The sequence below is a fragment of the Pseudomonas sp. genome (genome assembly GCF_049301935.1).
GTDB lineage: Bacteria > Pseudomonadota > Gammaproteobacteria > Pseudomonadales > Pseudomonadaceae > Aquipseudomonas.
On record NZ_JBAQLP010000017.1, the window covers coordinates 1 to 23,755 of the forward strand.

Genomic DNA, 23,755 nt, shown 5'->3' on the forward strand with positions numbered 1-23,755 from the left:
CTGCTCGACGGCAAACTGCTGCTGGTGTTGATCCATGCTTGAGCTGCGCCACGTTTCGCACAATTACCCAGGGGCCAACCGCGCCGCGCTGCAGGGTATCGACCTGCAGTTGCAGGCCGGCGAATGCCTCGGCCTGCTCGGCAGCAACGGTGCCGGCAAGACCACCCTGCTCTCCTTGCTCAGTGGCGTGCTGGCGCTGCAACAGGGCGAGCTGCGCTGGGCAGGCCAACCCAGGCTCGGCCTGGTACCGCAGCAGCTGGCCTTCTATGCCGGGCTCAAGGTGGGCGAGAACCTCGAACTGTTTGCCGACCTGTATCGCCTGCGCGGCACCGAACGCCGGCAGCGCCTGGATATGTGCATTGACGTCTGCGCCCTGCAAGACAAGCTCAGCCGGCGCAGCGAGCAACTGTCAGGCGGCGAACAGCGGCGAGTGAATTTTGCCATCGGCCTGCTGCAACCGGCTGACCTCTATCTATTCGATGAGGCCACCGTCGGTGTGGATGCCGCGAGTCGCCAACAGCTGCTCGCCGCCGTGGAGCAACTGACGGCCGAGGGCAAGGCGGTGATCTACACCAGCCACTACCTGGAAGAAGTCGAACGGGTGGCGCAGCGCATTCTGCTGCTGCATGAAGGCCAGGTACGCCTGGACCTGGACAAACGCCAACTGCTCGGCGACGACCACGGCCTGCTACTGGAATGGCCAGGGCAACCGCCGGCCGGCCTGAGCGAATTGCTCGCGCGCCTGCAACTGAGCGCCGAAGTGCTGCCCAAGGGCCTGCGCATCGCCGCCCTGAACGGCCAGCAGTTGCTGGCTATCACAGCGTTTGTCGCCGCCCAGGATGGCCTGCCCAACCTGCTGCGCTTCGGTCGCCCCTCGCTGGAACAGCTCTATCTGCGCCTTAACGGAGGCCGGCTATGAGGCTCTGGGCAGGGCTCTTGGCATTGGCGCGCAAGGAGGTGCTGCTGCTGCTGCGCGACCCCCATGCGTTGGCCGTGCTGTTTATTATGCCGACGCTGTTTCTGCTGCTGATGGCCGGGGCCATGTCCAGCTATATGCAGGACAAACCACCGGCGCTGCGCCTGATTATCCAAGCGCCGCAGGACGACGCCAGCCAGTTCTTCCGCGACGCCCTGCAGGCGCAACTGGTGGACAGCACGCTGTTCGACGAAAGCAGCGAAAGCCTGGCCCATGTGCGCTTGCCCGCGGACTTCTCCGCCAAGTTACTGGACAGCCCGCATCAAGGACCGAGCCTGAGCTTCCCGGCGCAGTTCGACAAACTCTCGCGCCAGCGCCTGCACAGTGCGGTCAGCATCGCCCTGGCGCAGACCCGGCTGTTGGCCTATCTGCAAGACAGCGGCGTGGTCGATGCCGAACTGAGCCGCGCCGAGCGCCTGCAGCTGGTGCAGCAGCGCACCCAGAGCCAGATCGACGAGCAGGAACAACTGGCCAGCGGCGACCTGAGCGGCCGCGCCAACGCCAGCCAATTGAGCGTGCCGGCCTGGCTGATCTTTGGCATGTTCTTCGTGGTGCTGCCCATGGCCGGCGGCTTTCAGCGCGAACAGCAGAGCGGCACCCTGCTGCGCCTGCGCTGCCTGGGACTAAACCTCGGCACCCTGGTGCTAAGCAAGCTGCTGCCGTACCTGGCGATCAATCTGCTGCAATTTGTGTTGCTGCTGAGCATCGGCGTCTACGGCCTGCCGCTGCTCGGCCTGCCGGCACTCAGCCTGCCCGGCAGCGCCATGGCCTACCCGTTTTTAGCACTCAGCATCGCCCTGGCCACCTGCAGCCTGGGCCTGCTACTGGCCGCATTGGCGCGCAGCAGCGAACAGGCACTGCTGCTCGGCGGCGGTATCAATATCCTCCTCGCCGCGATTGGCGGGATCATGGTGCCGAAAAGCGTGATGCCGGCGGCCATGGCCAGGCTTGCGGAAATCTCCCCGATGAGCTGGGCGCTGGACGCCTTTCTCAGCCTGCTGGTGGGCCACGGCTCACTGGCCGACATCGCCCCCTACTGCGCCCGTTTGCTGCTGTTTGCAGCGCTGTGCGGCGTGGCCGGGCTGCTTCTGTTCACCCGACGAGTACAGCGCACGCAATGGACCACCCACTACTAGAACAACAACTCAAACAACTGCTGATCCGCGAGTGCGACAAGGAAGACGATATCGACTGGCAGAGCATCAGCGATGACGAACCGCTGTTCGGTGCGAAAAGCCGTATCGCCATGGACAGCCTCGACGCCCTGCAGGTCTCCCTGGCACTGCAACAACACTACGGCGTGCGTATCGAGGGTGCCAAGGACGGCCGACGCATCCTCGGTAGCATCGCCAGCATCGCCGCCTATATCCGAGGCAGTTCGGTGGCTGGCGAGCTAGAGCCAGGCAAGGCGAAAGCGGGCGAGAAAGCGCAGTTTACAAGCGCTAAATGAGCATTTTGAGCCCGCTTTCAACGCTGCATGGCCGACGCGCAGCTGCCAACGAAACGCTTCGGAGGCAACAGCAGTGATCCCAATCTACCTGCAACGCGCCGCCCTGCACTGCGCCCTCGGCGACGACCTGCCCAGCGCCGCCCGCGCTCTGCAGGCCGGCCAGCCGCCCCAGTGCGAGCCCTTTGTGCTGCATGAAGTGCAGGAACCGCGCACGTATCTGTACGCCGCTAAAACCGGCGAAAGCCTGAGTGAGCGCCTGGACCGCCTACTGGGCGAAACCCTCGGAGCCAACCCCCAATCACTCGACGACTGCCTGCTGATTGTCGCCAGCACCAGCCTGGACATCAGCGAACTGGAAGCCCTGACCCGCACGCAGCAGGGCTTCACGCCGGAAGACTCGACCCACCTCGACCGCCTGGCGGCCGAGCTGCGTCAGCGCTGGGGTTTTGCCGCCGCCTTTACCCTGAATACCGCCTGCACCAGCGCCGCCAACGGCCTGCTCTACGGCGCCCGGCTGATCAACGCCGGCCAATATGCCCGCACCCTGGTACTGAGTTGCGAAACGCCCAGCGCCATCGCCATGCAGGGTTTCGGCGCGCTGATGCTGACCAGCCCCAGTGGCCAGTACCGGCCCTTTCACCCCGAGCGCGACGGCCTGCTGCTGGGCGAAGCCTATGCCGCCGTGTTGCTCGACCGCGAGCCGGGTGACGCGCCACTGGCGCGCCTGCTCGGCGGCTTTAGCGCCTGCGACACCAGCAGCCTGACCACCACCCGCGAGGATGGCAGCCATATCCACTGGGTGATGCAGCAGGCGCTACGCAGCGCCGGCTGCAGCGCCGAACAGATCGACCTGGTGAAACTGCATGGCACCGCCACCAGCGCCAATGATGCAGCCGAAAGCAACGGCATGCGCCTGCTCTACGGCGAGCGGATGCCGGCCCTGAGCCTGCTTAAACCCTGGCTCGGCCATACCCTGGGCGCCTGCGGCCTGAGTGAAAGCCTGCTGCTGCTCAAGGCCCTGCAAAACGGCCCGCTGCCCGGCGTGAGCTACGCCAGGCAAGCCATGCTGCCGTTCAGTGCCGAACCCCAAACGCTGGCCGCCGACAGCCTGCTGCTAACCAACTTCTTCGGCTTTGGCGGCAATAACGCCAGCCTTATCTTGCAGGGCTGCGCCCAGGGAGACAGCACATGCCGGTAATCGCCGCCAGTGAAGTCCACGGCCTGGCCAGCACTCATGACAAACAGCTGAAGATCGCTCTGGGCCAATGGCTGGACAGCCCGCCACGGCGTATCGACCGGCTGATCCTGCAATACCTGCTGGCCGCCGCGCCCTTGAAAGTACAGGTGCGCAGCCACTGCGGCCTGTACCTGGCCTCCGCGCACCCGGCGCGGGCCACCATGGGCGCGCTGCTGGAGGCGGTGTGCGTGCAACACAAGCAGCCCAAGCCCTTCGAGTTTGTGAATAGCGTCAGCAATGCCGCCGGCTTTTATATCGCTCAGCAGCTGGGTATTGATGGGCCGAATCTGTTTATCGGTGCAGGGGAACAGGTCTGGGCGCAGTTGCAGGCGCTGGCCAATCTGGATTTGCAGGATGGCCTGATCGAGCAGGCGCTGCTGCTGGTATGCGATGAGCGCGGGGATTTCTGCGTGCAGGCACTGCTGTTGGAAGGTGCGATAAGCGGCGCCTACGCCAACAGCTTTAGCGAACTGAGCGCAGGCACCGAGGTACAGCGAATCCATCTGTAGGGTGGATGACGCCGTTTTCATCCACCAGCGGCGTTGAACGGTGGATCGATACAGCGGCATCCACCCTAGCGCTTGCTCCAGGCCGCCAGCTCTTTCATTAACCCGCGCTCTTGCAGCGCAATGCTACGCAGGCTTGCGGCAATGGGCGCGAAGTTGGCTGTCTCGCCCTTGTTGCGGCTGGCACGCACGCAGGCCGAGGCGAACTGCCGCCAGTTATCGCCAATCGCCGTCAGCTGAGTCGAAGCCTCCTGCAGGTTGCGGTCGCCGAGCTTCTCGCCGGCCTCCTGCAAAAAGCTCGCGTACATAAAGCGAAAACCCGCGCCGCCGGTGCCGATCTCTTCCTGCATGCGCACGATATGGGTCAGGTACAGGCGGTTGTATTTACTCTGGGCCGGATCGAGCCGGTCGATCTGCCCCGCCAGGTGCTGAATGCCGCGAATGCCGATCCAGGGCAGCGGCATGCCATCGAGAATGCGTGTGGTGGAGAGCACGCTCTGGCGGATCAGCTTGCTCCAGTCCTGCTCCTGCGGCACCTCATCGAGCCAGTACATCAGGCCCTTGGCGGCCAGCGCGCCCTTGGCGAAGCGGGCTTTTTGCAGGTCTTCGACGGCGCAGCGCACCGGCGCTTCGAACACCGGGTCGCTGATCAGGTAGTCATTGCCCTCGCGACCATAGGCCAGCAGGTTGTGCGCGTTGAAGTGAAAGCGCATCTCCGGCGGGAAGTACGGCAGCCAGAACACCGAACTCTGCAAGCCAGCCAGGCGGCCGCTGTCCAACGCCGCATCCAACTCACGACGGCCCTGCTCGGGGTTGCCGAAGGTGCGGGTGTGCAGGCGTGCGCCGAGGCGTTTGCTCAGGGTCTTGATCAGGTGCTTGGGCGGCATGCGGTAGGCGATCAGCGGCATGCCACTGAGTTTGACGATCGGCAGGTAGGCAAACGCCAGGCCCGAGGCCAGGCCGAAGGCCATGGGTTCGCTTATCGGCAGGCCGGCGTGGGTCAGCAGGCTGGCCATTACCCCGCTTTCGCAGTGGGCGCTCTGGCGATGCTGGAAAGGCTGCTCGAAGCTGGTCATACCGGGTCCTTCTGGTAAGCGATCAATTGTGCCGTGGGCAGGCCAAAGGCCTCGGCATAGCGCGCCAGAATGGCCGGTGAGAGTTTGCGGTAGATGGCCGGGCGAAAGTGCCGGCGAATCCGCCATTGCCACAGCCCGGTAATCTGCGAAAGCGCCGGCTCATCCAGGCGATAGCGGTACATCAGGCACTTCAGTGGCGACAGCTCGCCGCGCTGCCAGCGCGCTGCGGCCTCGGCTTCCTGCTCCTGCAGCTCGGCCACCGCCAACTGGGTGGCAAAAGCCTCCGGCTCCCAGCCATCGCTCTGCGCGCCTTGATAATGGCCACTGGCGTCCACCGCGTAGACCAGCTTGCAGTGGCCGCCGTAGGTGGAGCTGTGGTCCTGGGGAACCTCATCGAGCTTCATATGTTGTCACCGTCCTGGCCCACCACTGTCAGCTGCATAAAGGCGCTGGAGAAGCGCCCGCTTTCCGGCACATAGCAGAGCAAACGCTGGCCGCTGCGCAGGCTACCTGAATTGAACAGCTCTTCGAGCATGATAAAGATCGACGCGGCGCCGGTATTGCCCTTGCTGGTCAGGTTGGTAAACCAGCGTTCCTGCGGAATAGGCAAATCCGCATTGGCCAGGCCCACGGCCAGGCGCTCGCGGAAGAATTCCGAAGAGTAATGCGGCAGAAAATAGTCGAACTGCTCAGCCCTCAGTTCACGCCGCGCCATAATGCGTTTGAGGGTTTCTTCCACGGTGTATTTGACGATGTTGTCGTTCAGCAGTTTGACGTCCTGCTTGATCGCCATCAGTGAACGGCGGTTGCGCTCAGCGCCGTCGAAGCGGCTCCAGCCCTGCAGCTGGCCGTCGACCATCTCCGCTCCGGCGTACATGCACGGCGGCATCTGGTCAGCGAAGGAGAAGATATCAATCCAGTCGATGCGCAGGCTCAGGCCCGTGCGGTTCGGCTGGCCCTGGAGCAGCACCGCACCGGCCCCATCGGAGAGCATCCAGCGCAGAAAATCCTTCTCGAAGGCGATTTCCGGATGGGTTTCCAGCTCATCGAGGCGGCTTTCGTACTCGGCGTTGAAGTTGCTCGCCTGCATCAGGGTCGAAGCCACTTCCGAGCCACAGGCCACGGCGTTGCGGCTTTCACCACTGGCCACGCTCATCCAGGCGTATTTCAGCGCGGTCATGCCGCATAGGCAGATACCGGCGGTGGAGACCACTTCGCAGGGCGGGTTGCCCAGCTCGCCCTGCACCATCACCGCATGGCCGGGCATCACTTGATCCGGCGAGGCGCTGCTGGCCACCAGACAATCGAGATCCGCCAGTTGGAAATCGCCACCGAGCAGGCCGCGAACCGCCGCGGCGCTGACCTGGGCATTGCTCATGCTCGGCGCGCCGGTCTGCGGGTCGATCACATAGTGACGCTGCTGGATGCCATTGCTGCGCAGAATCAGCTTGCGCGCCCGCGACGGCTTGCCGCCGACCAGGCCCAAACGCGCTTCCATCTGCTTGTTGTCGACCGCATCGAAAGGCAGAAAGGCACTGATGCGATTGATAAATACGGGTTGTACCACGGGGTTTCCTCGGGTCACTTCACTCGCCGGACGGACCGGCAAAGTAGGCCTTCTCGCGCTGCGTGCGCTCTTTGAACAGCGGCGCCAGGAGTTTTTTCAACAACGCACTGAGCGGCACAACGGCGACGATCAGGCACAACAAAAACGCGATATACAGCACCAGCCCGACCGCACGGCGGCGGCTCTGTTGCGGGCCGAGGGCGGCGAGCAGGCGGCTCCATAACTGAAAGCTGCGATTGCCGACCTTCTCGCTGGCGATCAGTTTTTCATCAATCCGTACCGCCCCCAGACCTTGCAGCATCGGTTGCTCAATCGGCAAGTTATCGGCCATCAGCCGCTGCGCCATGGCCACGCCAAAGCGGCTGGCGGCGATAATTTCCGTTTCAGCAATACCGGCACGCGGCACCCAGTTGTAGGGTTTCTGCCGCCCGGTAAACAGCCACAAGGGTGTCGCCAGAAAACTCGCCGCCGTGCCGCAGGCATCGGTCAGGGCAATATTGTCCACCAGCCGCGCGCCCAGCTCAGTGAGCCGAGCCTTGAGTTTCTCCTGGGCCATCAGCCACATATTGCGACAGCCGATCAGGGTTACCACCGGCGTACCCTTGAGCAGCTGCGCTGCCTCGGGAGAAGCAAGGAAAGCGCTCATCGGCTGCGACGGTGAAAGGAACCACACCTGATAGGCCAGGATCACCAGGTCATAGCGCTTGCTTACCTCCACTGCCAAGGGCAGCAGCGGCTGCGGGCGCATCAACACGGTTTCCGGAAAAATCCGGAAAAAGTCGAGAAACGGCCAGGGAAAGGGGTAAGGTTGCGCGGGTTGCAGCTGCAGATAATCCAACTGAATATCGCTGCATTGCTGTAAAGGCTTGCATACCGATTGCGCCAACCTGTCTAGCTGGCCGGTCTGCGAAAAATGAACGATCAATACCTGACGCATTACCCGCCTTTCCCTGAAAAATGACCGAATTATGCCACAGCGAATTCTGCAAACCGTAAAGAAGGCCGGTTATCAAGCTGGCCTTTTGCTGCTACTGGTCGGCTCTTCAGCCCAGGCCGGTGACATCCTGGTCACAGTGGACGACATACAAGCCACGGCAACCGTACATGCGGCGCTGGTATATGGCGAGCAGCAACGCTGGCCGGAACAGCCGCTGCGCCAGCAACAGAGTGACAATAGACAGCTGCGCATGATCGACCTGCCGCCCGGGCGCTACGCCATTCAGTTGTTCCAAGACCGCAATGGCAACGGCCAACTCGACCAGGGCCGACGCGGCATCCCGCTTGAGCCGGTAGGCTTTTCCGCCAATCCGCCGCTGCTGAACGGCAAACCCACACCAGGCGACAGCCTGTTCGAACACGGCACGGCGGACACGCAACTGCGCATCCGCCTGCAGAGCCCGAAAGCCAAGAAATAAGCTGCTCATAGCGTGAAAGTCGCGCAGCGACGCCCTCCTTATGCCCTTCTCCCACCGGGAAAAGGTGGCGCGAAGTGCCGGATGAGGGAAACGGGTGTGCCGCTAGAGGCTCTGATGAGTCGGGGTGCCTCTCGCGGTATGTCCGTTAACGTTGTAGCGCCATCTCGGCAGCCGTGCGGCGCCAGATCAGCTCGCCGGTGTCATAGCCACGGCTGCGCGCTTCTTCAAGTAGCGACGCAAGGTGTTTCGCGCTTGCGTGCTGATCACGGGTCAGCAGCCAGAGGTACTTGCGATTGGGATGCCCAACCAGCGCGCTCTGGTAGTCGTCATCCAGGTAGAGCACCCAGTATTCGCCCTTGGTCAGCCCCGGCAGCAGGCTGCTGGCCCAATTGTCGAAGCTTACCCAGAGTTTGTTGGTCTCCCCCGGCACCTGAGCCACGGCCTGACCCTGCACCTGCTGCAACTCGTTATCGAAGGTGCGACAGCGGTTGGTCACGCCAAGCGTGCCGCCGTCCTGCAGCTCATAGAGCGCTTCGGACTGCGCACAATTGCGCTGGAAGAACATCGGCAACCGCGCCTGCTCGTACCAGGTGCCCTGATAACGCTTTAGATCGACCCGCTCAACCGTCTTCGGCGGCACCACGCCCGTACCGGAATTGGCGCAGCCCATCAGCAGCGCTGCTGCGGCCAACGCCGCCAGCAGGCGCATCACTTCAGGCCCTTGCCGGAAAACATCATGACCTTGTCGCCAGCGTACTGAACGCTGATAAAGCGCTGCTCGTCGCCCCAGGTGCAGCTGGACATGCCCAGCGCACCGGCGCATTCGGCCGGGCTGCCGAGCAGGCGCTCGACCTCATCCTTGCCCATACCCGGTTTGAGCTGGGCGTAATTATCCTGATTGACCTTGTTGCAGGCAGCCAACAGCAGGCAACCGGCGAGTAGTGCGACGACACGCAGAGACATGGGGAAACTCCTGAGGAAAGAACCAAGACCAGCTTGGCATAGCAATACCGAGCGTGCCTGCTTGGACGCTAAAAGCGCGAGCCAGGTTCCAGCAGAAAGGCAGATTCCTCGGCACTCGAGGTGCGCCCAAGAATCTGATTGCGATGAGGAAAGCGGCCGAAGCGCGCGATTACCCGCTGATGGCGCTCGGCATAGTCCAGGTAGCCAGCAAACAGCTCGTGCTCGCTAGTTGCGACTTGCTCAAGCAACACCTGAAAGCGCTGCACGGCCTGATTCTGCAGCGTCAGGTCTTCGGCATGTTCCAGCACCAGATAGGCAAACAGCCGTTGGATCGGACGCAGCTGTTGATCCCACCCCTCATTCAGCCCATGCAGGGCCAAGGTACGCGCCAACGGATCGCCGGCAAAAGCGTTGGGCGTATCGCGAAAGATCATTCGGGGCAGCTGATCGAGCAACAGCAGGGTCGCCAGCCAGCCTTCAGGTTCGCCCTGCCAGTCTTGCAACTGACCGGCCAGGGCCTGCTCGACCCATGCGCCAAACTGCTCGCGCGCCTGCTCGTCCTGACGGTCCTGCTTGCCGAACCACAGCGCGGTACGGCTGGCGGCCACCTCGGCAGCCGTACCGCCGGGGCCGAACCACCAGTCGAGCAGCGGCTGCCAAGGGGCGCTCATCGCTTACTCGCGGTGATAGGCGCTGATGCGCAGCACTTCTTCCTTGGAACCGAGGAAGACCGCAACGCGCTGGTGCAGGGAAGTCGGCTGGATATCGAGGATGCGCTGGGTGCCGTCAGTGGCCACGCCGCCGGCCTGCTCGATGATCATCGACATCGGGTTGGCTTCGTACATCAAACGCAGCTTGCCGGGTTTTTCCGGCTCGCGGCTGTCGCGCGGGTACATAAACACACCACCACGGGTGAGGATGCGATGCACGTCGGCGACCATCGCGGCAACCCAGCGCATGTTGTAATTTTTACCCAGCGGGCCCTCTTCACCGGCGAGCAACTCACTGACATAACGCTGCACCGGCGCTTCCCAGTGGCGCTGGTTGGACATGTTGATGGCGAATTCCTTGGTCGCTTCCGGCACCTTGATGTTGTCGTGGGTCAGCACGAAGCTGCCCAGCTCGCGGTCCAGGGTAAAGCCTTTGACGCCCTCGCCCAGGGTCAGCATCAGCATGGTCTGCGGGCCGTAGATGGCGTAACCGGCAGCCACCTGCTGGGTGCCCGGCTGGAGGAAAGCCTCCTCACCCAGGTCACCTTCAGCACCATTACGGTCCGGGCAACGCAGCACCGAGAAGATGGTACCGACCGAGACGTTGACATCGATATTGCTGGAGCCGTCCAGCGGGTCGAATACCAGCAGGTAGGCACCCTTCGGGTACTTGCCAGGAATCTGGTAGGCGTTGTCCATTTCTTCCGACGCCATGCCCGCCAGGTGACCGCCCCACTCGTTGGCTTCCAGCAGAATTTCGTTGGAAATCACGTCGAGCTTCTTCTGCACTTCGCCCTGTACGTTTTCGGTGCCCATGCTACCCAGCACACCGCCCAGCGCGCCTTTGGAAACCTGATGACTGATTTCCTTGCAGGCACGGGCCACTACTTCGATAAGAAACCGCAAATCCGCCGGGGTGTTGTGACTGCGAGTTTGTTCAATCAGGTAGCGGCTGAGGGTAACGCGGGACATGACGAGGCTCCGGGGAGGGATAAATTGCGCGCAGTTTACCCTTAATGGGCCGGTAGCGCCTCACACTACCGGCCCAACTGACTTACCAGTCCAGGGCTAAGGACACACTTACCGCTTGCTGACTTTGCTTATCAGACTGGCTGTAGCTGTAACCACCACGCAGAGACAGGTCTTGAGTCAGCTGATGACTGACACCAATACTGGCACTGTCGAGTTTGTCGCCGGGGGTATAGCCCTGCAGCGCAAAGTCGATGCCCGGCAGGCTGTTCAGCTCGGCACGCAGCTCACTGGTGTCATCTTCGTACTCGCGCTGATGGCTGTACTCAGCAAAAACCGCAGTCTGCGGGGTTAGCTGCAAACGCCCCTGAATACCGACACCCAGGCGACGGGAGTCACGCTGCTGGTCAGCAAAATTCAAGGCAGTGGAACGGCTGCCATCTTCGGCATAACCATCGACCTCGATGTCGACATAGTCAGCACTGAGAAACGGACTCAGATGCCAATCGCTACCAGGCTGAGCGATGTCATAGCCAACGCGACCGCTTGCCCCCCAAAGGTTGCCATCGGTATCGCCTTTTTCCGTGCGTTTGACCTGGCCCAGATTAAAGGAGCGCTCAAGGTTGTGGTAATCCAGGCTGCCAACGCTCAGGGCCAGATCCGCCCACCAGCGATTTTCCTGATACTGGGCAAACGCCGTGGCCAAATAACTGTTCAGGCTATAGTCCGAATTGGCAGCGCCCACCTCTAGCTCCTGACCATACAGCCCTAAAGCCACACCCACTCGCCAGGCATCGTTGAGACGATAACTTCCCCCGAGATTAAGGTTGTAGCCATTACCATCGGCACTGCTGGAACTGTCTTGGCTGTCGAAATCCTGCTGCTGACCCCCACCTGCGACAAAACCACGCCATTGATTGACCGGCTGCCATGCCAGCCAGTCGGCTTGCAATTGGCTACGCAGCTGCCCCTGATGTGCCCGCAGGTTACCCAGGGCCATTTCTGGCAGCAGGCTCAGCTCTTGCGGGGCTAGGAGCAGTGAATAGGCATAATCGGCGGCAATCTGCTGAACGGCAGTGGTCGGGTGCACGCCGTCATTGAACAACAGCTTGCTCGGATCAGGCGTGGCGCTGTTGATGCCCCAAGTAGCGTTAACGCTAGCGCAACCATTGAAGCAGGTGCCCGTCAGATTCTGAGAGCCGTCAAAGCCGAACGCATCTGGGTTGGCCAGCACCTCTGTCACCAGTACCGGCAGATTCAGCGGAATGATATTGGCATCAATCCCGCGCAACTGGCTGACCAACTCGCTATTCAGGTCGCTGGCCAGGCCACTGATAAAGCTGTTGCTACCGCCAAGCGTAGGGGTATTACCCAAGTTCGGCAGCAGCGAAACCATGATGTAGCGCGCACCCGCCGCTTGTAGGGCTTCGACACTATCAACCAACCGACCTGCTGCAGCTTGGGCTTGCACCGTGCTCAAAACCCGGCCTTGCAGGAAATCGTTGCCACCGCCGTTGACGTAATACAAGGCATTCGGATCGAGGCTCAGCCCCCGATTGGCCAGATCCACCAGAAACCCGTCGCGCGTGCGCCCACCTGCAACTACAGAGCCGCCCGCCTGGGTGATCGAGTCAAGAATCTGGTCAGTCCGATAACCACCCACCGCCCAGTTATTGCCGTCAGCCAGGCCATTACTCTGGAATACAGATGACGTCGAGGGCGACTGCTCACCGAGCCCCAGCAACTCACCCAGCAACATCGGCGAGGTCTTGCCATACACCTCACCACTGGCATCGGTGAACAACGGCCCGATACGGTTAGTGAAGCGCCGGGTTTGCGTGCTCGAATTGACCGTATCGGGGAACTGTCCGGCATCGCTCAGGCTATCGCCAAACACATACAGCCCGCTGTAGGGCGCCGCTGACAGGGAGGGGGCTAAGGTGGCCATGCAGCAGGCAACCGCCAACGGAGTTAGAAGACGCTTCACGAATCACCTTTGGATTTTTTGTTAGTGGTCTTTAGCGAAGGAAATTTAGTCAGATTTGTGACTGGATGCACGCCAAATATCCACACTCACCCATTTGGGTGAGGGCGGTTTTAAGAAGATGCCGTGAGCGCACATACCCGATTACGCCCCGCATGCTTGGCCTGGTACAGCGCGGCATCGGCCACCTGCAACAGCTCGTCGAGCACCAGGCCCTGTTCGGGCCACAGCGCCAGCCCGGCGGACAGGGTCACATAGCGCGCACCGCCACGGGTTGGCAGCGGATGCGCCGCCAGCTCGCGGCAGATGGTTTCCAGGCGCTCAAGGGCCTCACGAGCATCGGCGCGCGGCAGGATCAGCAGGAATTCTTCACCACCGATACGGAATACCGCATCCGAGCTGCGCAGGTTCTCCAGCAGGTGCTGGGCCACGCCCTTGAGCACGTCGTCGCCTTCCAGGTGGCCATGTTCGTCGTTGAGCCGTTTGAAATGATCCAGGTCGATCAACGCTAGGGAAATCGGCGTGCGCTCGCGCTGCGCCACCGCCAGTTCGCGGGCAAAGAACTCGTCGAGATAACGCCGGTTGTACAGCCCGGTCAGTGGGTCACACAGCGCCTGCTCCTGCAATTGCTCATGCAGGTTGGTGATAGTACGCAGGCGTTCTTCACTCAGGGCCAGGGCTTCGGCCAGCTTTAGCTCGCTGAGGTGGCGTTGGGTCACATCACGCAGGTAGAGCATCTGCCCCAGTACCAGGGTGCCGCGATGGGTCACCCGTTCGATGGCGCGGATACGCACCTCGAAGTAGCGCGCCGAGTTGGCCAGGGTCAGCAATTGTTCCTGCTCCCCCTGGTTCTGTCGACTGAGCAACTGTTGCAAATCGACGCCTAATACCGGCCAATCGGCCAGCTGGCGGCCCTGCCAGCCACTGCGTAGCCCGGTCAGTTTCAATGCGGCGGGGTTGGCCTCGATCACCCGCAATTGCGCATCGACCACCAGCACCGGATCGAGCAAGGCATCCAGCAGCAGATGACGGGCCACCGGCAGCAGGTCGAACAACCGCACACCGACGATCAGCCAGGCAAAGGCCACCAAGGTAAAGGCGAAACTGAAGGGCGTCGGGTCGAAGCCAAACAGCATCCAGCCAAATACCACGTAGCTGATATTGGCGGCCCAGGGCACCGCCGTAACGAAGACAAACGCCAGGTAGTGGCGCCGGTGCACGCCATAGCTGACGATGGCCGCGCGCAGCACCACGCCCATGCAGAAGGTCATAAACAGATAGACGTAAGCGGCGGCGGCGTAGAACAGCGGCCCGTGCTGATAGCGAATCGGCGCGCCCGGTTCATCGCTCAGTGGCGCCGTGCCCGCGCCATAGAACAGGCCATGCCAGGGGTTGCTCAGGGCCATCAGCCAGATCAGCACCGGCACCACGGCCAAAGCCAGGGTGCTGCGCAGTGGCAGCGGTTGGCGCACGCTATTGACGTATTGCCAGAGGAAGATCGCCCAGAAGGTCGGCACCAGCAGAATCCCCGGCCAGGCCATGGTGGCCCAGAACACCTTGCACTGCGAGCCTTGCGCGGCCATTTCCAGGCTGGCGGCAATCATCCACCAGAGGCTCGCCAGGTGCAGCACGATAAAGCTCTCGCGCCCCGGGAAATAACGCTGCTGCGTCACCCAGCGGGCCAGCAGCAGCACACCGATGCAGACCAGGCAGGTGAAGATCACCGGGCCACTGAGTGCCCAGGCGGAAGCACCGCAGGCATTCATCGGTAGGGCACTGCTAAGGAAAACGGCTGGGCAGGTTTGCCAATCGAAGCCGGCAAACGCATGGGAAACACCCGAAGACGGGTCGCAGTAGCAATACGCAAGGGCCTTCCTGACCTCAAACGCCAATCAATTGAAGGTGCCAACCATACTGCAAAATCCGTCAGACGGCCGGGCTTTATTTCTGTCGACGGCTCTACTCGGCGCTCGGACGACGCAACAGGCTAACCGCCATCAGCGTCAGCACGCCTACCCCAAGCAGCAGCACCAGCCACAGGCCCCAGCGTTTCCAGTCGCTCTCGCTAGCCACGGCCTGCTTGTGCTGCGCCAGCTTTTCAGTCTGCAGCTGCGCTTCGGCTGTACCCAGTTGTTGCAGGCGCTGCGGCTGATAGCCCGGAATCAGGGTGGTCAACGGCAAGGCGGCGGATTCGCCCCCCGCTCGTCCCAACGCCAGGCGATAGGGCGGGCTGCCACGCTGGAGAAACACCAGCTGGGTGGCGCGCACCGCCACCTTGATCTGCGGTGGTTCGACGCCCAGACCGCCACCGCGCTCATCCACGTGCAGGCGCAGCTGCTGCACCGCCCAACCCGGCAACGGCAGTTCGTCCTGACGGATGTCCACACCATTTTCTGGCAGCCGATAAAGCAGCCCCTGCGCCAGCGATTGCCAAGCGCCCTGGGCTTCACTGCGACCACTGACCCGGATCGGCGCCAGGCTATTGACCTGGCTGAGCTCGACATGCAGACGCTGCAACGGCAAGGCCAGGGGCAAGTGCCATTGATACTGGCCATCCGGGCTGCGCGTTGCGGACAGCGGCTGCGACCACACCAGCGGCGCCGGCATGCTGTCACTGCGCTGGCTGCGCAAGCTGGCTGCCGTTAGCTGCGGCGCCTGTTGCGGACTTTGCCAGAGCAGACGCAGGTAGCGCGCCTTGCTGCCCGGCAGTTCGATCTGGCGCTGCTCGATACGCTCGCCATCAAAGGCTAAGCGCGCCAACTGCCCGCTGCCCCAGGAACGCCAGGTTTGCAGGTCATCACTGGCCTCGATACTGAAGCGCTGAAAACCCTCCTGACCGCCGCTCCAGTCCAGCTGCAGGCGCACCAGCGGCTCCTCCAACGCACTGGCATCCAGCAGCCAGCCACGCAGCAGCGGCGGCTTGGCGGCTGCATCCGGTTCATCGAGCAACTCGATCAAGGTACCGCTGGTGCTGCGTTGCACCCGCAGGCTGGGCGTGGCGCCGCTGTCGCCCTGCTCGGCGTACAGCGCAAACCACTTCACCGCCTGCTCCTGCTGGCTGTCGCGCGACTCGTCCTGCCCCGCCACCAGGGCGTAGGCCAGGGCCTGGCCTTCGGCGTTAAACACCCGCAAGTCTCGCAAATCGCCATAGCGCGCGGCGAAATGCAGCGCCATCGGCACATCCAGGCGATACCAGGGGCCTTCCCCGCTAAGGCTCAGCGGCAGTTGCACGGCATAGTCGCCAGGCTGCTCCTGCGCCAGGGCTGGCGCACTGCACAGCAGGCTGATAAGCGCAGCGCTGCCCATTCGATGAATTAGACGACTGATCATGCTTGCTCCTGCGGCTGTTGCGCATCCACCTTGCGTGCCGGCAGCGGGGCGAAATAGCCCACCACCAGCAGCAATACACCCACACCAATAAATGACACGATGCGCTCCAGGCCACCGCGATTACCCAGCTCGATAAAGAACAGCTTGGCCACCACCAGGGCGATTAACGCCGCGCCGACCAGCCACAACTCGCGTCGACCACGGCGGTTGCCGAGCACCATCAGCGGCAGGGCGATCAGCGTCCAGACGATCGACAGACCGGCCTGCACCAGCATCGAATCGAGCAGCGCCTCCAGCTGATAGGGCACCCCGCCCCAGTGATGAGCGGTGCGCATGACCATGGCGGTCAGCAGCGCGAACAGCGAAGCCCCCGCCACCGCCTGGGTCAGCCACTGGCTGCGTACGGCGTCCACACCCAGCTCGGCCAGGCCCATACGCGCCCAGGCGAACACCGCGCCAAGGGCAAACAGCAGGCCCAGCTCCAGCGGATTAAGCAGTGCCAGGTAGGCCAGCGGTTCGGCATCGCCGGCGCTGACGATGTTGGCCAGCCAGAACCAGCCGAGCATCAGCAGCGCCAGCGGGGCCGCCACCAGCAGGCGGTATTCCCGCGGATAAGCGGCCAGCGGCCAAGGCCAGCTGCGCGGTAACGCCATCAGCCATAAATAGGCACTCGGCAGCAGCGCCCAACCGAGCCAGCGCCAGGCGTTGTAATGCTCGGACAGGGCGAAGAACAGGTAACGCAACTCCAGCGCCAGCACGCCCAACAGCAACCAGCAACCGAGCACATGTGCAGCGCTCAGCGCGCCGGCCGGCACCTGCGCCGCCAAGCGCCGCAGCGCCCCGAAGTGCACGGCAAATAGCAGCGTCCAGGCCAGCCAGCCGAACTGCGCCGCCGGGTGATAGTGCAGGTGCCAGGCATGCAGCAGCACCACGCCGGCCAGCGGCGTCAGCAGACAACACAGCAGCGCCAGTTCGGCCCAGCGGGTACGCGGCGCGAGGAACGCCGCCAGGGCCACACTGGCCGCCAGCACCGCGAGCAAGGCACTGCTCTGCCATGGCGGCGCGACAAAGCGCAGCACTTCACTGCTTAGCGCCAGCGCCCACCAGGCCGCGCCCCACACCAGCAGCAGTTGCGCCAAGCCAAGCAAACTGAAATTGCCCAGGGCGCTGGGCGCCTCGCGACGCGCCAGCTGTTGCAAACGCCAGGCGCCGATCAAGGCGGCCACGCCGAGCACCAGCGGGGTCCAGAAATCCATATGCGCCAGCGGCCGAACTCCCTCGGCCGACAGCTGACCAAACAGCAACGGACTGACTGCGAGAAACACCAGCCCCGCCAGCACCTGCAACAACAGGCCGAAGACAAAACTGGCGCGCTGCTGCAGGTGCAGGCTGAGCCAGATGATCAACAGACTACTGCCGCCCCATACCGCGCTGGCCGTGGCCCAGGGCAACACAAACAGCACCGCCAGGTTGAGAAACACCAGCCCCACCAGCAGCACCACGGACAGCCCGCGTAGCAGGCGACGATCCGCGCCCACCTGCGGATCCCGCGCCGCCAGCAGCATGCCGGCGATCAGGCCGAAGCCGATCAAGGACGAGGTCAGCAAGCCCTGCCAGCCGGTAGAGAAGCCGCCCATGCCGGTGGCCGCATTGCCGGCCATGTCCAGCATAAACACCAGGCCGCCGAGCAGTTGCACGGCAAAGGCGCTAAACAGGAAGGCGCGTGATTGCAGGCGCAGGCCAATCAGCAGGGTCAGCAAACCGGCCGGCGCCCAGCTGATCGCCGTGCCTTGGGCGGCAAACAGCAATGGCGCAAGAAGATAAAGAAAGGCCAGCCCCGCGCAGGCCAGCACCGGCAGCCCGCGCACCTCCCAACTGCTGGCGTGTTGCGTGTTCTGCCGCAGCTGCCAATAGCTGAACAGCAAGGCCACGCCGAGCATCAACGCGCCCAGCGGCGCACCGTCCAGCAGGGTCAGCTCACCGCCGCGCAAGCCCATGACGAACGCCAACGCCGCACCAACTTGCAGCAGCAAGGCAAACGCCCGCGCCAGGCTGCGTTGCTGACGCAGACCGAGCCAGAAGATACCCGCGCCTTCCACCGCCCAGGCGGCCGAGGTCCAACGCGCATCCAGGCCCAAGGGAATCGCCAAACTGCCGAATACCACGCCCAAGGCCAGGCAGGTTTCCACCAGCAGCGCAGCGCGATCACCCGTGCGGCCGACCAGCAGCCGTGCCAGCAGTAGGTAGAACAGTCCCAGCGCCAGGGCACTGAACGCGGCGGCAAACTCGATGTGCTGCACCAGCGCAAACTGCAGACCAAAACCCACCAGCGGCGGGCCGAACAGCACGGTGGCATCGATATAGTCGCCCTTGCGCGCCGCCCAGCGCAGCAGCGCATCACGACCCTCGGGTGCATCCAAGGCCTCGCGCAGCTTGCGCCGGGTAAACAGCAGGCCGATGGCCACGTACATCAGGAAGAACAGAATCAGAAACGGCTCGGTGCTCCACAGCAGTTCCGCCGTGTAGGAGCGGATGCCCCAAGCGAAGCCGATGCCGAAGGTGCCGACAAAGCCGATCAGGTTGAGCAGCCGCCAGGCCTTGAACCAGGCGATGGCAAAAATCCCGGCGTTGAGCAGGGTGAAATAGCTGAACAGCGCCACATGGTTGCCGCTGCCGGTACTGGTCAAGATCGGCGCGGCGAAACCACCGAGAGCCGCCGCCGCAGCCAGGCCTAGGGCATCCTGCTTGACCGCCAGAATCGCCGAAAACAGCGTGAACAGCACCAGCAGACCCAGCGCCACGCCCGGGTCCAGTAACGGATGCAGGCGCATGGCGGCGAATACCGTCAGGTACAGCACCGCCACCCCAGTGCCCTGCAGCATCAGCGCATAGTTGGGGTTGCGCAGACGCAGCCACCAGCCCAGGCCGAGCAAGGCCACCGCACTGGCAGCGACGCTGGCGTAACGCAACTCCACCGGCACCACCACGCCTTCGGTGGCGTAACGCAGGAGGAAGGCCAGACCGAGAAACAGCAGCACCACGCCGACGCGCAGCACCGTATTACCACCCAGCAGCCAGTGCTTGGCCGCTGTAAAACCCCGCTCAAGCAAGGTTGGCTGACGCGGTTCGGCAGGCTTCCAGGCTGTCACGGGCGGTGGCTTGATCGGCGCGGTGGCGAGCTCGGGCGCCGCCGGCATAGGCGCGACCGGCTCAGGCGCAGGGTCCGGCAGGACAAAATCCAGGGTCCAGTCCAGCTCGGGCTCGGCCGCCTGGGCAGTGACAATGGGCTCAGGTGCGGGCTCGGCAACGGCGCTGGGCGGCGGCGCCTCAGGGGCTGGCGTGGCACCCTGCTCCAGCTTGAGCAAGCGCTCATACAGCGCCGCCGTGCCCTGCTCGAAGCGCTGAGAAAAAGCCTTGAGCTGCGCCGTGAGCGCGGCATTCTCGCGCGCCAGCCCCTGCAGCTTGAGCGCCTGACCAAGGCCCAGGCCCATTAGGGCACCCAGCAGCGAAGCGGTCAGCGTCTCATCCGCCAAGGCCCCGAGCACCAACCCCACCAGCATGAAGATCCATTGCATGCAGCGCGTTCCTATTCAGCTAACTGTTGCCCGGCACCCAGTGCAAACTGCGCAGCAGTATAGGAGCCCGGCCGGCGCATACCCAGAGAGACGAATGCCGCACACATCACAGCACAGTGAGAAATTGGCCCGACCACGACAGCACAAACCATGACCAGCCGGCAGATAGTCATTCACAAACGCCGCCAGGCCGCTATCATCGCGCGCCGTACAACTGATGCATGCCTGCTCCGATGAAAAACAACCTGATTGCCGCCGCCGAACTCGACCGCCTGGAAACCTGGGCCAAATACACCGCCGACATGTGCCACAGCTGCATGTCCAGCTGCTGCACGCTGCCGGTCGAAGCACGCCTGAATGACCTGATCCGCATCGGCGTGGTCGATGAGTTCGAACGCAGCGAGCCGCTGAAGAACATCGCCAAGCGCCTGCAAAAAGACGGCCTGGTCGAGCGCTTTCATCAGAAGTCAGGCATCTTCACCCTGACCCGCATGAGCAACAACGACTGCTACTACCTCGACCGCAAAACCCGCCTGTGCACCATCTACGACAAGCGCCCGGATACCTGCCGCAACCACCCGAAGATCGGCCCACGCCCAGGCTATTGCGCCTACAAGCCGAAGAGCTGACTGCAGCAAACGCGGCGGCGCTGCCCTATCCTAGGCGGCACTCCCCCGCGACCCAGGCACAAGAGCATGAACCCGTGGCAAAACATCAGCCTATGGATGGCGCAACTGGATGAGCCACTGAGCCCCAGAGCCGCTCTGCAGTCAGATATTCACGCCGATGTGGCGATCATCGGCGCGGGTTACAGCGGTTTGTGGACCGCTTACTACCTCAAGCGCCAGGCGCCGCAGCTGCGCATCGTCATCCTCGAAGGCGAGATTGCAGGCTTCGGCGCCTCCGGGCGCAATGGCGGCTGGCTGATGGGCAACCTGCTCGGCCAAGACCGCCTGCTCGCCGAGCGGCCCAACGCCGAGCGGCAGAGCGCCTATGCGCTGCTGCACGGTATTCCCGACGAAGTCGCCAGCGTGCTGCAGCGCGAGCAGATCGCCTGCGATTACCGCAAAGCCGGCGTACTCTATTGCGCCGCGCGCTACCCCGAACAGCTGGCCAGCCTGCGTCAGCACCTGGCCGAGTTGCGTGCCCTGGGCCTGGATGAAAGCGACTACCGCTGGCTAACCCCCTTCGACCTCGGCAAACAACTGCAACTGGCCAATGCCTACGGCGCCATTCACACGCCGCATTGCGCGACCATCCAGCCAGCCAAGCTGGTGCGCGGCCTGGCCCGCTGCGTGGCGGCCATGGGCGTCGCGCTGTATGAACAGAGCCGGGTGATCGACTGGCAAAGCGGCCTGGTGCGCACCGCCAACGGCAGCGTGCGCGCCGACTGGATAGTGCCCGCCGTAGAAGGTTATGCCGCCAGCCTGCCGCCGCTGGGCAAGCACCAATTACCGGTGCAAAGTCTGCTGGTGGCCACCGAGCCGCTGGCCAAGGAAGTCTGGGCCGATATCGGCCTGGAACGCGGCCAGGCCTTTAGCGAAAACAGCCGCCAGGTCACCTACGGCCAACGCAGCGCCGACGACCGTTTGGTGTTTGGCGCCCGTGGCGGCTATCGCTTTGGCGGCCAGCTGCGCAACGATTTCAACCTCAGCGAGAACGAGCGCGATCTGCGCCGCTACCTGTTCGGCGAGCTGTTTCCGCAACTCAAGCAGGTACGTATCAGCCACGCCTGGGGCGGCAACCTGGGCATGGCGCGGCGCTTTCGCCCACATATGCTGATCGACCGCAAACAAGGCATCGCCCTGGCCGGCGGCTACGGCGGCGAAGGCGTGGGCGCCAGCAACCTCGGCGGACGCACCCTGGCCGATCTGATTCTCGGCCAGCACAGCGAGCTGACCCGCCAGCCCTGGGTGCTGGGCGACCAGCCGCTCAAGCGCCTGCCACGCTGGGAACCGGAACCGCTGCGCTGGCTGGGCTACAACGCAATCATCCAGAGCTTTGCCCTTGAGGACCGCGTGCTGGCCAACCCAGACAGCGCGCCGTGGCGACGCAAGCTGGCCAGCCGCCTGGCCGGCAGCATGGAAAAATTCATGCGTTAACGGAGAGTCTAAATGGGTAGGAGTGATTTATTTTTAACCACTGGCCGACCAGAACCCCGATACCCTACCGAAATTTATTCACTGACCCCTTTCGTGACCTATTGATCAGGGATATGGCGAACGGTGCTTAGCCGATGGCCGTTCAGTCAAGCCTCGAATACCGGGCGGAAGAAGGTGCGCTCGTAGCTGATGACGCACCGGGTCTCTTCCGCATACTTGAACGCCGCCAGGCATTCGGCATCGGCGAAGGATGTGAGCCGGTACTGCTCATACGCCGCCAGGCTGGGGAAGCTGAACATTGCCAGACCAATATTGTTGGCCCCTTCCGAGGGCAGAAAGTAACCGTGATGCGTGCCGCCAAACTTCGCCACTAGAGCAATCCACAGCTTACCGTAATGCTCGAATTCCTTTAGTTTGAAGGGGTCGAGTACATAGCGAATATGGCAGGTGATCATGCTGGTTCCTTAAGTCACAGAAATACCGGGTTGGGTTAATTAAGCGCGATCAGTTCTCAGGAGTAACATTCGATTCCGGGTTGCCTTCGGCGGCCAGTTTTAAGCGATCGGCTTTGCTGATGTAGGTGGAGTTTTTCTTCGGAGCTTTTTTGGCACTGGCCTTTTTAGCGTACGCTTCGAGCAGCTGTTTGATTTTTTTGCGGCGGTTCATCTGTTTAGCTCGGTTTTGGTAATAGGGGCAGGTTGTTATTTCGCTTGAGTGATTAGCAGAGGGCTGAAATCTGCGTCTGTCCTCTAATATTCCTTCGCTTAGCCGTGACCGCCTGTTTCGGGGCAGGCTGAAAATCGGTCACGCTGTTAGCGGAACGAAAGGGGGCGGAGTGATTAATTTTTATTCATTCCGACCCCTTTCGTACTGCCTTTCGTACTGTAGATCTCTTGATCTCTTTGGCCAACCCAGCTAGCCAGTAACCCGGCCGGCGCAATGGAAAGGTTTATGCGCTAACAACAAAAAGCCCCCGCAGGCTCGCGCCGGCGGGGGCTTTTTAGTCAGCTAGAACTGGATCAGTTCTTGGCTTTCTTGGCAGCGCGGGTGCGCTCGCCTTCGTCGAGGATCTTTTTGCGCAGACGGATCGACTTCGGCGTGACTTCGCACAGCTCGTCGTCCTGGATAAATTCCAGAGCCTGCTCCAGGGTGAAGCGAACCGGTGGAACCAGGGCGATGGTTTCGTCTTTACCGGAAGCACGCATGTTGTCGAGCTTCTTGCCTTTGGTTGGGTTTACGCCCATGTCGTTGTCGCGGCTGTTCAGGCCGACGATCTGACCGTTGTAGATTTCCTGGCCGTGCTCGACGAACAGCTTGCCGCGCGCCTGCAGGGTTTCCAGGGAGTAGGTCAGTGCCTTACCGGTTTCTACCGAGACCAGTACACCGTTCTGACGGCCGGACATATCGCCGGACTTCATGGTGTCGTAGCGATCGAAGATCGAGGTGAGGATGCCGGCACCGTTGGTCAGGGTCAGGAACTGGTTACGGAAACCGATCAGACCACGCGCCGGGATGTTGTATTCCAGACGCACACGGCCTTTGCCATCCGGCACCATGTTGGTCAGGTCGCCCTTACGCAGGCCCATCTCTTCCATGACCTTGCCCTGGGATTCTTCCGGGGTGTCAATGGTGACGTTTTCGAAGGGTTCCTGCTTGACGCCGTCGACGACGCGGATGATCACTTCCGGACGACCTACACCCATTTCGAAGCCTTCGCGACGCATGGTTTCGATCAGTACCGAGAGGTGCAGCTCACCACGGCCGGAGACCTTGAACTTGTCAGCGCTGTCGCCTTCTTCGACACGCAGGGCCACGTTGTACAGCAGCTCCTTGTCCAGACGCTCCTTGATGTTGCGGCTGGTGACGAACTTGCCTTCTTTACCGCAGAACGGCGA

22 protein-coding genes and 1 pseudogene are annotated in these 23,755 nt (G+C 62.6%); 8 read left to right on the plus strand and 15 right to left on the minus strand.

Annotated features, from left to right (window positions below):
* The first annotated feature begins 34 nt into the window (after window positions 1–34).
* The 5 genes from WA145_RS02190 to WA145_RS02210 all read left to right on the plus strand — a co-directional run bounded on the left by WA145_RS02190 (window position 35) and on the right by WA145_RS02210 (window position 4,172).
* A complete protein-coding gene (locus tag WA145_RS02190) occupies window positions 35–919 on the plus strand; it encodes an ABC transporter ATP-binding protein (protein WP_422579992.1) in 885 nt (294 codons plus the stop codon).
* Entirely contained in the window at window positions 916–2,112 is a 1,197-nt protein-coding gene (locus WA145_RS02195; RefSeq protein ID WP_422579993.1) for an ABC transporter permease, read from the plus strand. The genes WA145_RS02190 and WA145_RS02195 overlap by 4 nt, the downstream gene beginning before the upstream one ends.
* Window positions 2,094–2,426, plus strand: a complete 333-nt coding sequence (locus WA145_RS02200; protein ID WP_422579994.1) for an acyl carrier protein — start codon at window positions 2,094–2,096, stop codon at window positions 2,424–2,426. Before WA145_RS02195 ends, WA145_RS02200 begins: the two co-directional genes overlap by 19 nt.
* A gap of 73 nt (window positions 2,427–2,499) precedes the next feature.
* On the plus strand, window positions 2,500–3,624 hold the full coding sequence (locus WA145_RS02205) for a beta-ketoacyl synthase N-terminal-like domain-containing protein (RefSeq protein ID WP_422579995.1): 1,125 nt from the start codon (window positions 2,500–2,502) through the stop codon (window positions 3,622–3,624).
* A complete protein-coding gene (locus tag WA145_RS02210) occupies window positions 3,615–4,172 on the plus strand; it encodes a hypothetical protein (protein ID WP_422579996.1) in 558 nt (185 codons plus the stop codon). Before WA145_RS02205 ends, WA145_RS02210 begins: the two co-directional genes overlap by 10 nt.
* A gap of 65 nt (window positions 4,173–4,237) precedes the next feature.
* Here WA145_RS02210 and WA145_RS02215 read toward each other — a convergent pair whose 3' ends face one another.
* From WA145_RS02215 to WA145_RS02230, 4 genes are read right to left on the minus strand one after another with little or no spacing between them, the layout of a single operon-like run.
* On the minus strand, window positions 4,238–5,245 hold the full coding sequence (locus WA145_RS02215; RefSeq protein WP_422579997.1) for a BtrH N-terminal domain-containing protein: 1,008 nt from the start codon (window positions 5,243–5,245) through the stop codon (window positions 4,238–4,240).
* Window positions 5,242–5,649, minus strand: a complete 408-nt coding sequence (locus tag WA145_RS02220; protein ID WP_422579998.1) for a hypothetical protein — start codon at window positions 5,647–5,649, stop codon at window positions 5,242–5,244. The genes WA145_RS02215 and WA145_RS02220 overlap by 4 nt, the downstream gene beginning before the upstream one ends.
* Window positions 5,646–6,812 (minus strand): beta-ketoacyl-ACP synthase III, encoded by a 1,167-nt coding sequence (locus WA145_RS02225; protein ID WP_422579999.1) that lies wholly within the window; start codon window positions 6,810–6,812, stop codon window positions 5,646–5,648. The genes WA145_RS02220 and WA145_RS02225 overlap by 4 nt, the downstream gene beginning before the upstream one ends.
* Window positions 6,813–6,831: 19 nt before the next feature.
* Complete coding sequence (locus WA145_RS02230; protein WP_422580000.1) at window positions 6,832–7,749, minus strand: dialkylrecorsinol condensing enzyme; 918 nt, start codon at window positions 7,747–7,749, stop codon at window positions 6,832–6,834.
* A gap of 31 nt (window positions 7,750–7,780) precedes the next feature.
* Between WA145_RS02230 and WA145_RS02235 the strand changes: the two genes are divergently transcribed.
* Window positions 7,781–8,227, plus strand: coding sequence for a DUF2141 domain-containing protein (locus WA145_RS02235; RefSeq protein WP_422580001.1), 447 nt, complete (start codon window positions 7,781–7,783; stop codon window positions 8,225–8,227).
* Between the two features lie 145 nt (window positions 8,228–8,372).
* Here WA145_RS02235 and WA145_RS02240 read toward each other — a convergent pair whose 3' ends face one another.
* From WA145_RS02240 to WA145_RS02275, 8 genes are all read right to left on the minus strand, one after another.
* Window positions 8,373–8,936 carry a lipocalin family protein gene (locus WA145_RS02240; RefSeq protein ID WP_422580002.1) on the minus strand — a complete coding sequence of 188 codons (564 nt, stop codon included), beginning with the start codon at window positions 8,934–8,936 and terminating at the stop codon, window positions 8,373–8,375.
* Window positions 8,936–9,190 (minus strand): outer membrane protein assembly factor BamE domain-containing protein, encoded by a 255-nt coding sequence (bamE, locus tag WA145_RS02245; RefSeq protein ID WP_422580003.1) that lies wholly within the window; start codon window positions 9,188–9,190, stop codon window positions 8,936–8,938. Before bamE ends, WA145_RS02240 begins: the two co-directional genes overlap by 1 nt.
* A gap of 68 nt (window positions 9,191–9,258) precedes the next feature.
* The gene (locus WA145_RS02250) at window positions 9,259–9,861 is read right to left on the minus strand and encodes a DUF924 family protein (RefSeq protein WP_422580004.1); all 603 of its coding nucleotides are present in this window, start codon (window positions 9,859–9,861) and stop codon (window positions 9,259–9,261) included.
* A gap of 3 nt (window positions 9,862–9,864) precedes the next feature.
* Entirely contained in the window at window positions 9,865–10,872 is a 1,008-nt protein-coding gene (locus tag WA145_RS02255) for a class 1 fructose-bisphosphatase (protein ID WP_422580005.1), read from the minus strand.
* Between the two features lie 82 nt (window positions 10,873–10,954).
* Window positions 10,955–12,817, minus strand: coding sequence for an autotransporter outer membrane beta-barrel domain-containing protein (locus WA145_RS02260; RefSeq protein WP_422580006.1), 1,863 nt, complete (start codon window positions 12,815–12,817; stop codon window positions 10,955–10,957).
* A 149-nt stretch (window positions 12,818–12,966) separates the two neighbouring features.
* A complete protein-coding gene (locus WA145_RS02265) occupies window positions 12,967–14,619 on the minus strand; it encodes a histidine kinase N-terminal 7TM domain-containing protein (RefSeq protein WP_422580007.1) in 1,653 nt (550 codons plus the stop codon).
* Between the two features lie 193 nt (window positions 14,620–14,812).
* A complete protein-coding gene (locus WA145_RS02270; protein WP_422580008.1) occupies window positions 14,813–16,183 on the minus strand; it encodes a DUF3999 domain-containing protein in 1,371 nt (456 codons plus the stop codon).
* The gene (locus tag WA145_RS02275) at window positions 16,180–19,758 is read right to left on the minus strand and encodes a DUF2339 domain-containing protein (RefSeq protein WP_422580009.1); all 3,579 of its coding nucleotides are present in this window, start codon (window positions 19,756–19,758) and stop codon (window positions 16,180–16,182) included. The genes WA145_RS02270 and WA145_RS02275 overlap by 4 nt, the downstream gene beginning before the upstream one ends.
* Window positions 19,759–19,991: 233 nt before the next feature.
* Here WA145_RS02275 and WA145_RS02280 point away from each other — a divergent pair, with 233 nt between their 5' ends.
* Complete coding sequence (locus WA145_RS02280) at window positions 19,992–20,387, plus strand: YkgJ family cysteine cluster protein (RefSeq protein ID WP_422580010.1); 396 nt, start codon at window positions 19,992–19,994, stop codon at window positions 20,385–20,387.
* A gap of 66 nt (window positions 20,388–20,453) precedes the next feature.
* The gene (locus WA145_RS02285; RefSeq protein WP_422580011.1) at window positions 20,454–21,860 is read left to right on the plus strand and encodes an NAD(P)/FAD-dependent oxidoreductase; all 1,407 of its coding nucleotides are present in this window, start codon (window positions 20,454–20,456) and stop codon (window positions 21,858–21,860) included.
* A gap of 146 nt (window positions 21,861–22,006) precedes the next feature.
* Here WA145_RS02285 and WA145_RS02290 read toward each other — a convergent pair whose 3' ends face one another.
* The 3 genes and pseudogenes from WA145_RS02290 to WA145_RS02300 form a co-directional block, all read right to left on the minus strand.
* A complete protein-coding gene (locus tag WA145_RS02290; RefSeq protein WP_422580012.1) occupies window positions 22,007–22,315 on the minus strand; it encodes an NIPSNAP family protein in 309 nt (102 codons plus the stop codon).
* A 49-nt stretch (window positions 22,316–22,364) separates the two neighbouring features.
* Window positions 22,365–22,526 (minus strand): DUF2986 domain-containing protein, encoded by a 162-nt coding sequence (locus WA145_RS02295; RefSeq protein ID WP_422580013.1) that lies wholly within the window; start codon window positions 22,524–22,526, stop codon window positions 22,365–22,367.
* A 353-nt stretch (window positions 22,527–22,879) separates the two neighbouring features.
* Window positions 22,880–23,755, minus strand: a pseudogene (locus WA145_RS02300) (translational GTPase TypA); the annotation flags it as partial.

Bases quoted from the DNA above. Each gene is read 5' to 3' on its own strand.
- WA145_RS02240 (WP_422580002.1), bottom strand. From the start codon at position 8,936: ATGCGCCTGCTGGCGGCGTTGGCCGCAGCAGCGCTGCTGATGGGCTGC.
- WA145_RS02270 (WP_422580008.1), bottom strand. From the start codon at position 16,183: ATGATCAGTCGTCTAATTCATCGAATGGGCAGCGCTGCGCTTATCAGC.
- WA145_RS02255 (WP_422580005.1), bottom strand. From the start codon at position 10,872: ATGTCCCGCGTTACCCTCAGCCGCTACCTGATTGAACAAACTCGCAGT.
- WA145_RS02215 (WP_422579997.1), bottom strand. From the start codon at position 5,245: ATGACCAGCTTCGAGCAGCCTTTCCAGCATCGCCAGAGCGCCCACTGC.
- WA145_RS02285 (WP_422580011.1), top strand. From the start codon at position 20,454: ATGAACCCGTGGCAAAACATCAGCCTATGGATGGCGCAACTGGATGAG.
- WA145_RS02200 (WP_422579994.1), top strand. From the start codon at position 2,094: ATGGACCACCCACTACTAGAACAACAACTCAAACAACTGCTGATCCGC.
- WA145_RS02275 (WP_422580009.1), bottom strand. From the start codon at position 19,758: ATGCAATGGATCTTCATGCTGGTGGGGTTGGTGCTCGGGGCCTTGGCG.
- WA145_RS02280 (WP_422580010.1), top strand. From the start codon at position 19,992: ATGAAAAACAACCTGATTGCCGCCGCCGAACTCGACCGCCTGGAAACC.
- WA145_RS02260 (WP_422580006.1), bottom strand. From the start codon at position 12,817: ATGGCCACCTTAGCCCCCTCCCTGTCAGCGGCGCCCTACAGCGGGCTG.
- bamE (WP_422580003.1), bottom strand. From the start codon at position 9,190: ATGTCTCTGCGTGTCGTCGCACTACTCGCCGGTTGCCTGCTGTTGGCT.
- WA145_RS02220 (WP_422579998.1), bottom strand. From the start codon at position 5,649: ATGAAGCTCGATGAGGTTCCCCAGGACCACAGCTCCACCTACGGCGGC.
- WA145_RS02250 (WP_422580004.1), bottom strand. From the start codon at position 9,861: ATGAGCGCCCCTTGGCAGCCGCTGCTCGACTGGTGGTTCGGCCCCGGC.
- WA145_RS02230 (WP_422580000.1), bottom strand. From the start codon at position 7,749: ATGCGTCAGGTATTGATCGTTCATTTTTCGCAGACCGGCCAGCTAGAC.
- WA145_RS02210 (WP_422579996.1), top strand. From the start codon at position 3,615: ATGCCGGTAATCGCCGCCAGTGAAGTCCACGGCCTGGCCAGCACTCAT.
- WA145_RS02265 (WP_422580007.1), bottom strand. From the start codon at position 14,619: ATGAATGCCTGCGGTGCTTCCGCCTGGGCACTCAGTGGCCCGGTGATC.
- WA145_RS02295 (WP_422580013.1), bottom strand. From the start codon at position 22,526: ATGAACCGCCGCAAAAAAATCAAACAGCTGCTCGAAGCGTACGCTAAA.
- WA145_RS02235 (WP_422580001.1), top strand. From the start codon at position 7,781: ATGCCACAGCGAATTCTGCAAACCGTAAAGAAGGCCGGTTATCAAGCT.
- WA145_RS02195 (WP_422579993.1), top strand. From the start codon at position 916: ATGAGGCTCTGGGCAGGGCTCTTGGCATTGGCGCGCAAGGAGGTGCTG.
- WA145_RS02290 (WP_422580012.1), bottom strand. From the start codon at position 22,315: ATGATCACCTGCCATATTCGCTATGTACTCGACCCCTTCAAACTAAAG.
- WA145_RS02190 (WP_422579992.1), top strand. From the start codon at position 35: ATGCTTGAGCTGCGCCACGTTTCGCACAATTACCCAGGGGCCAACCGC.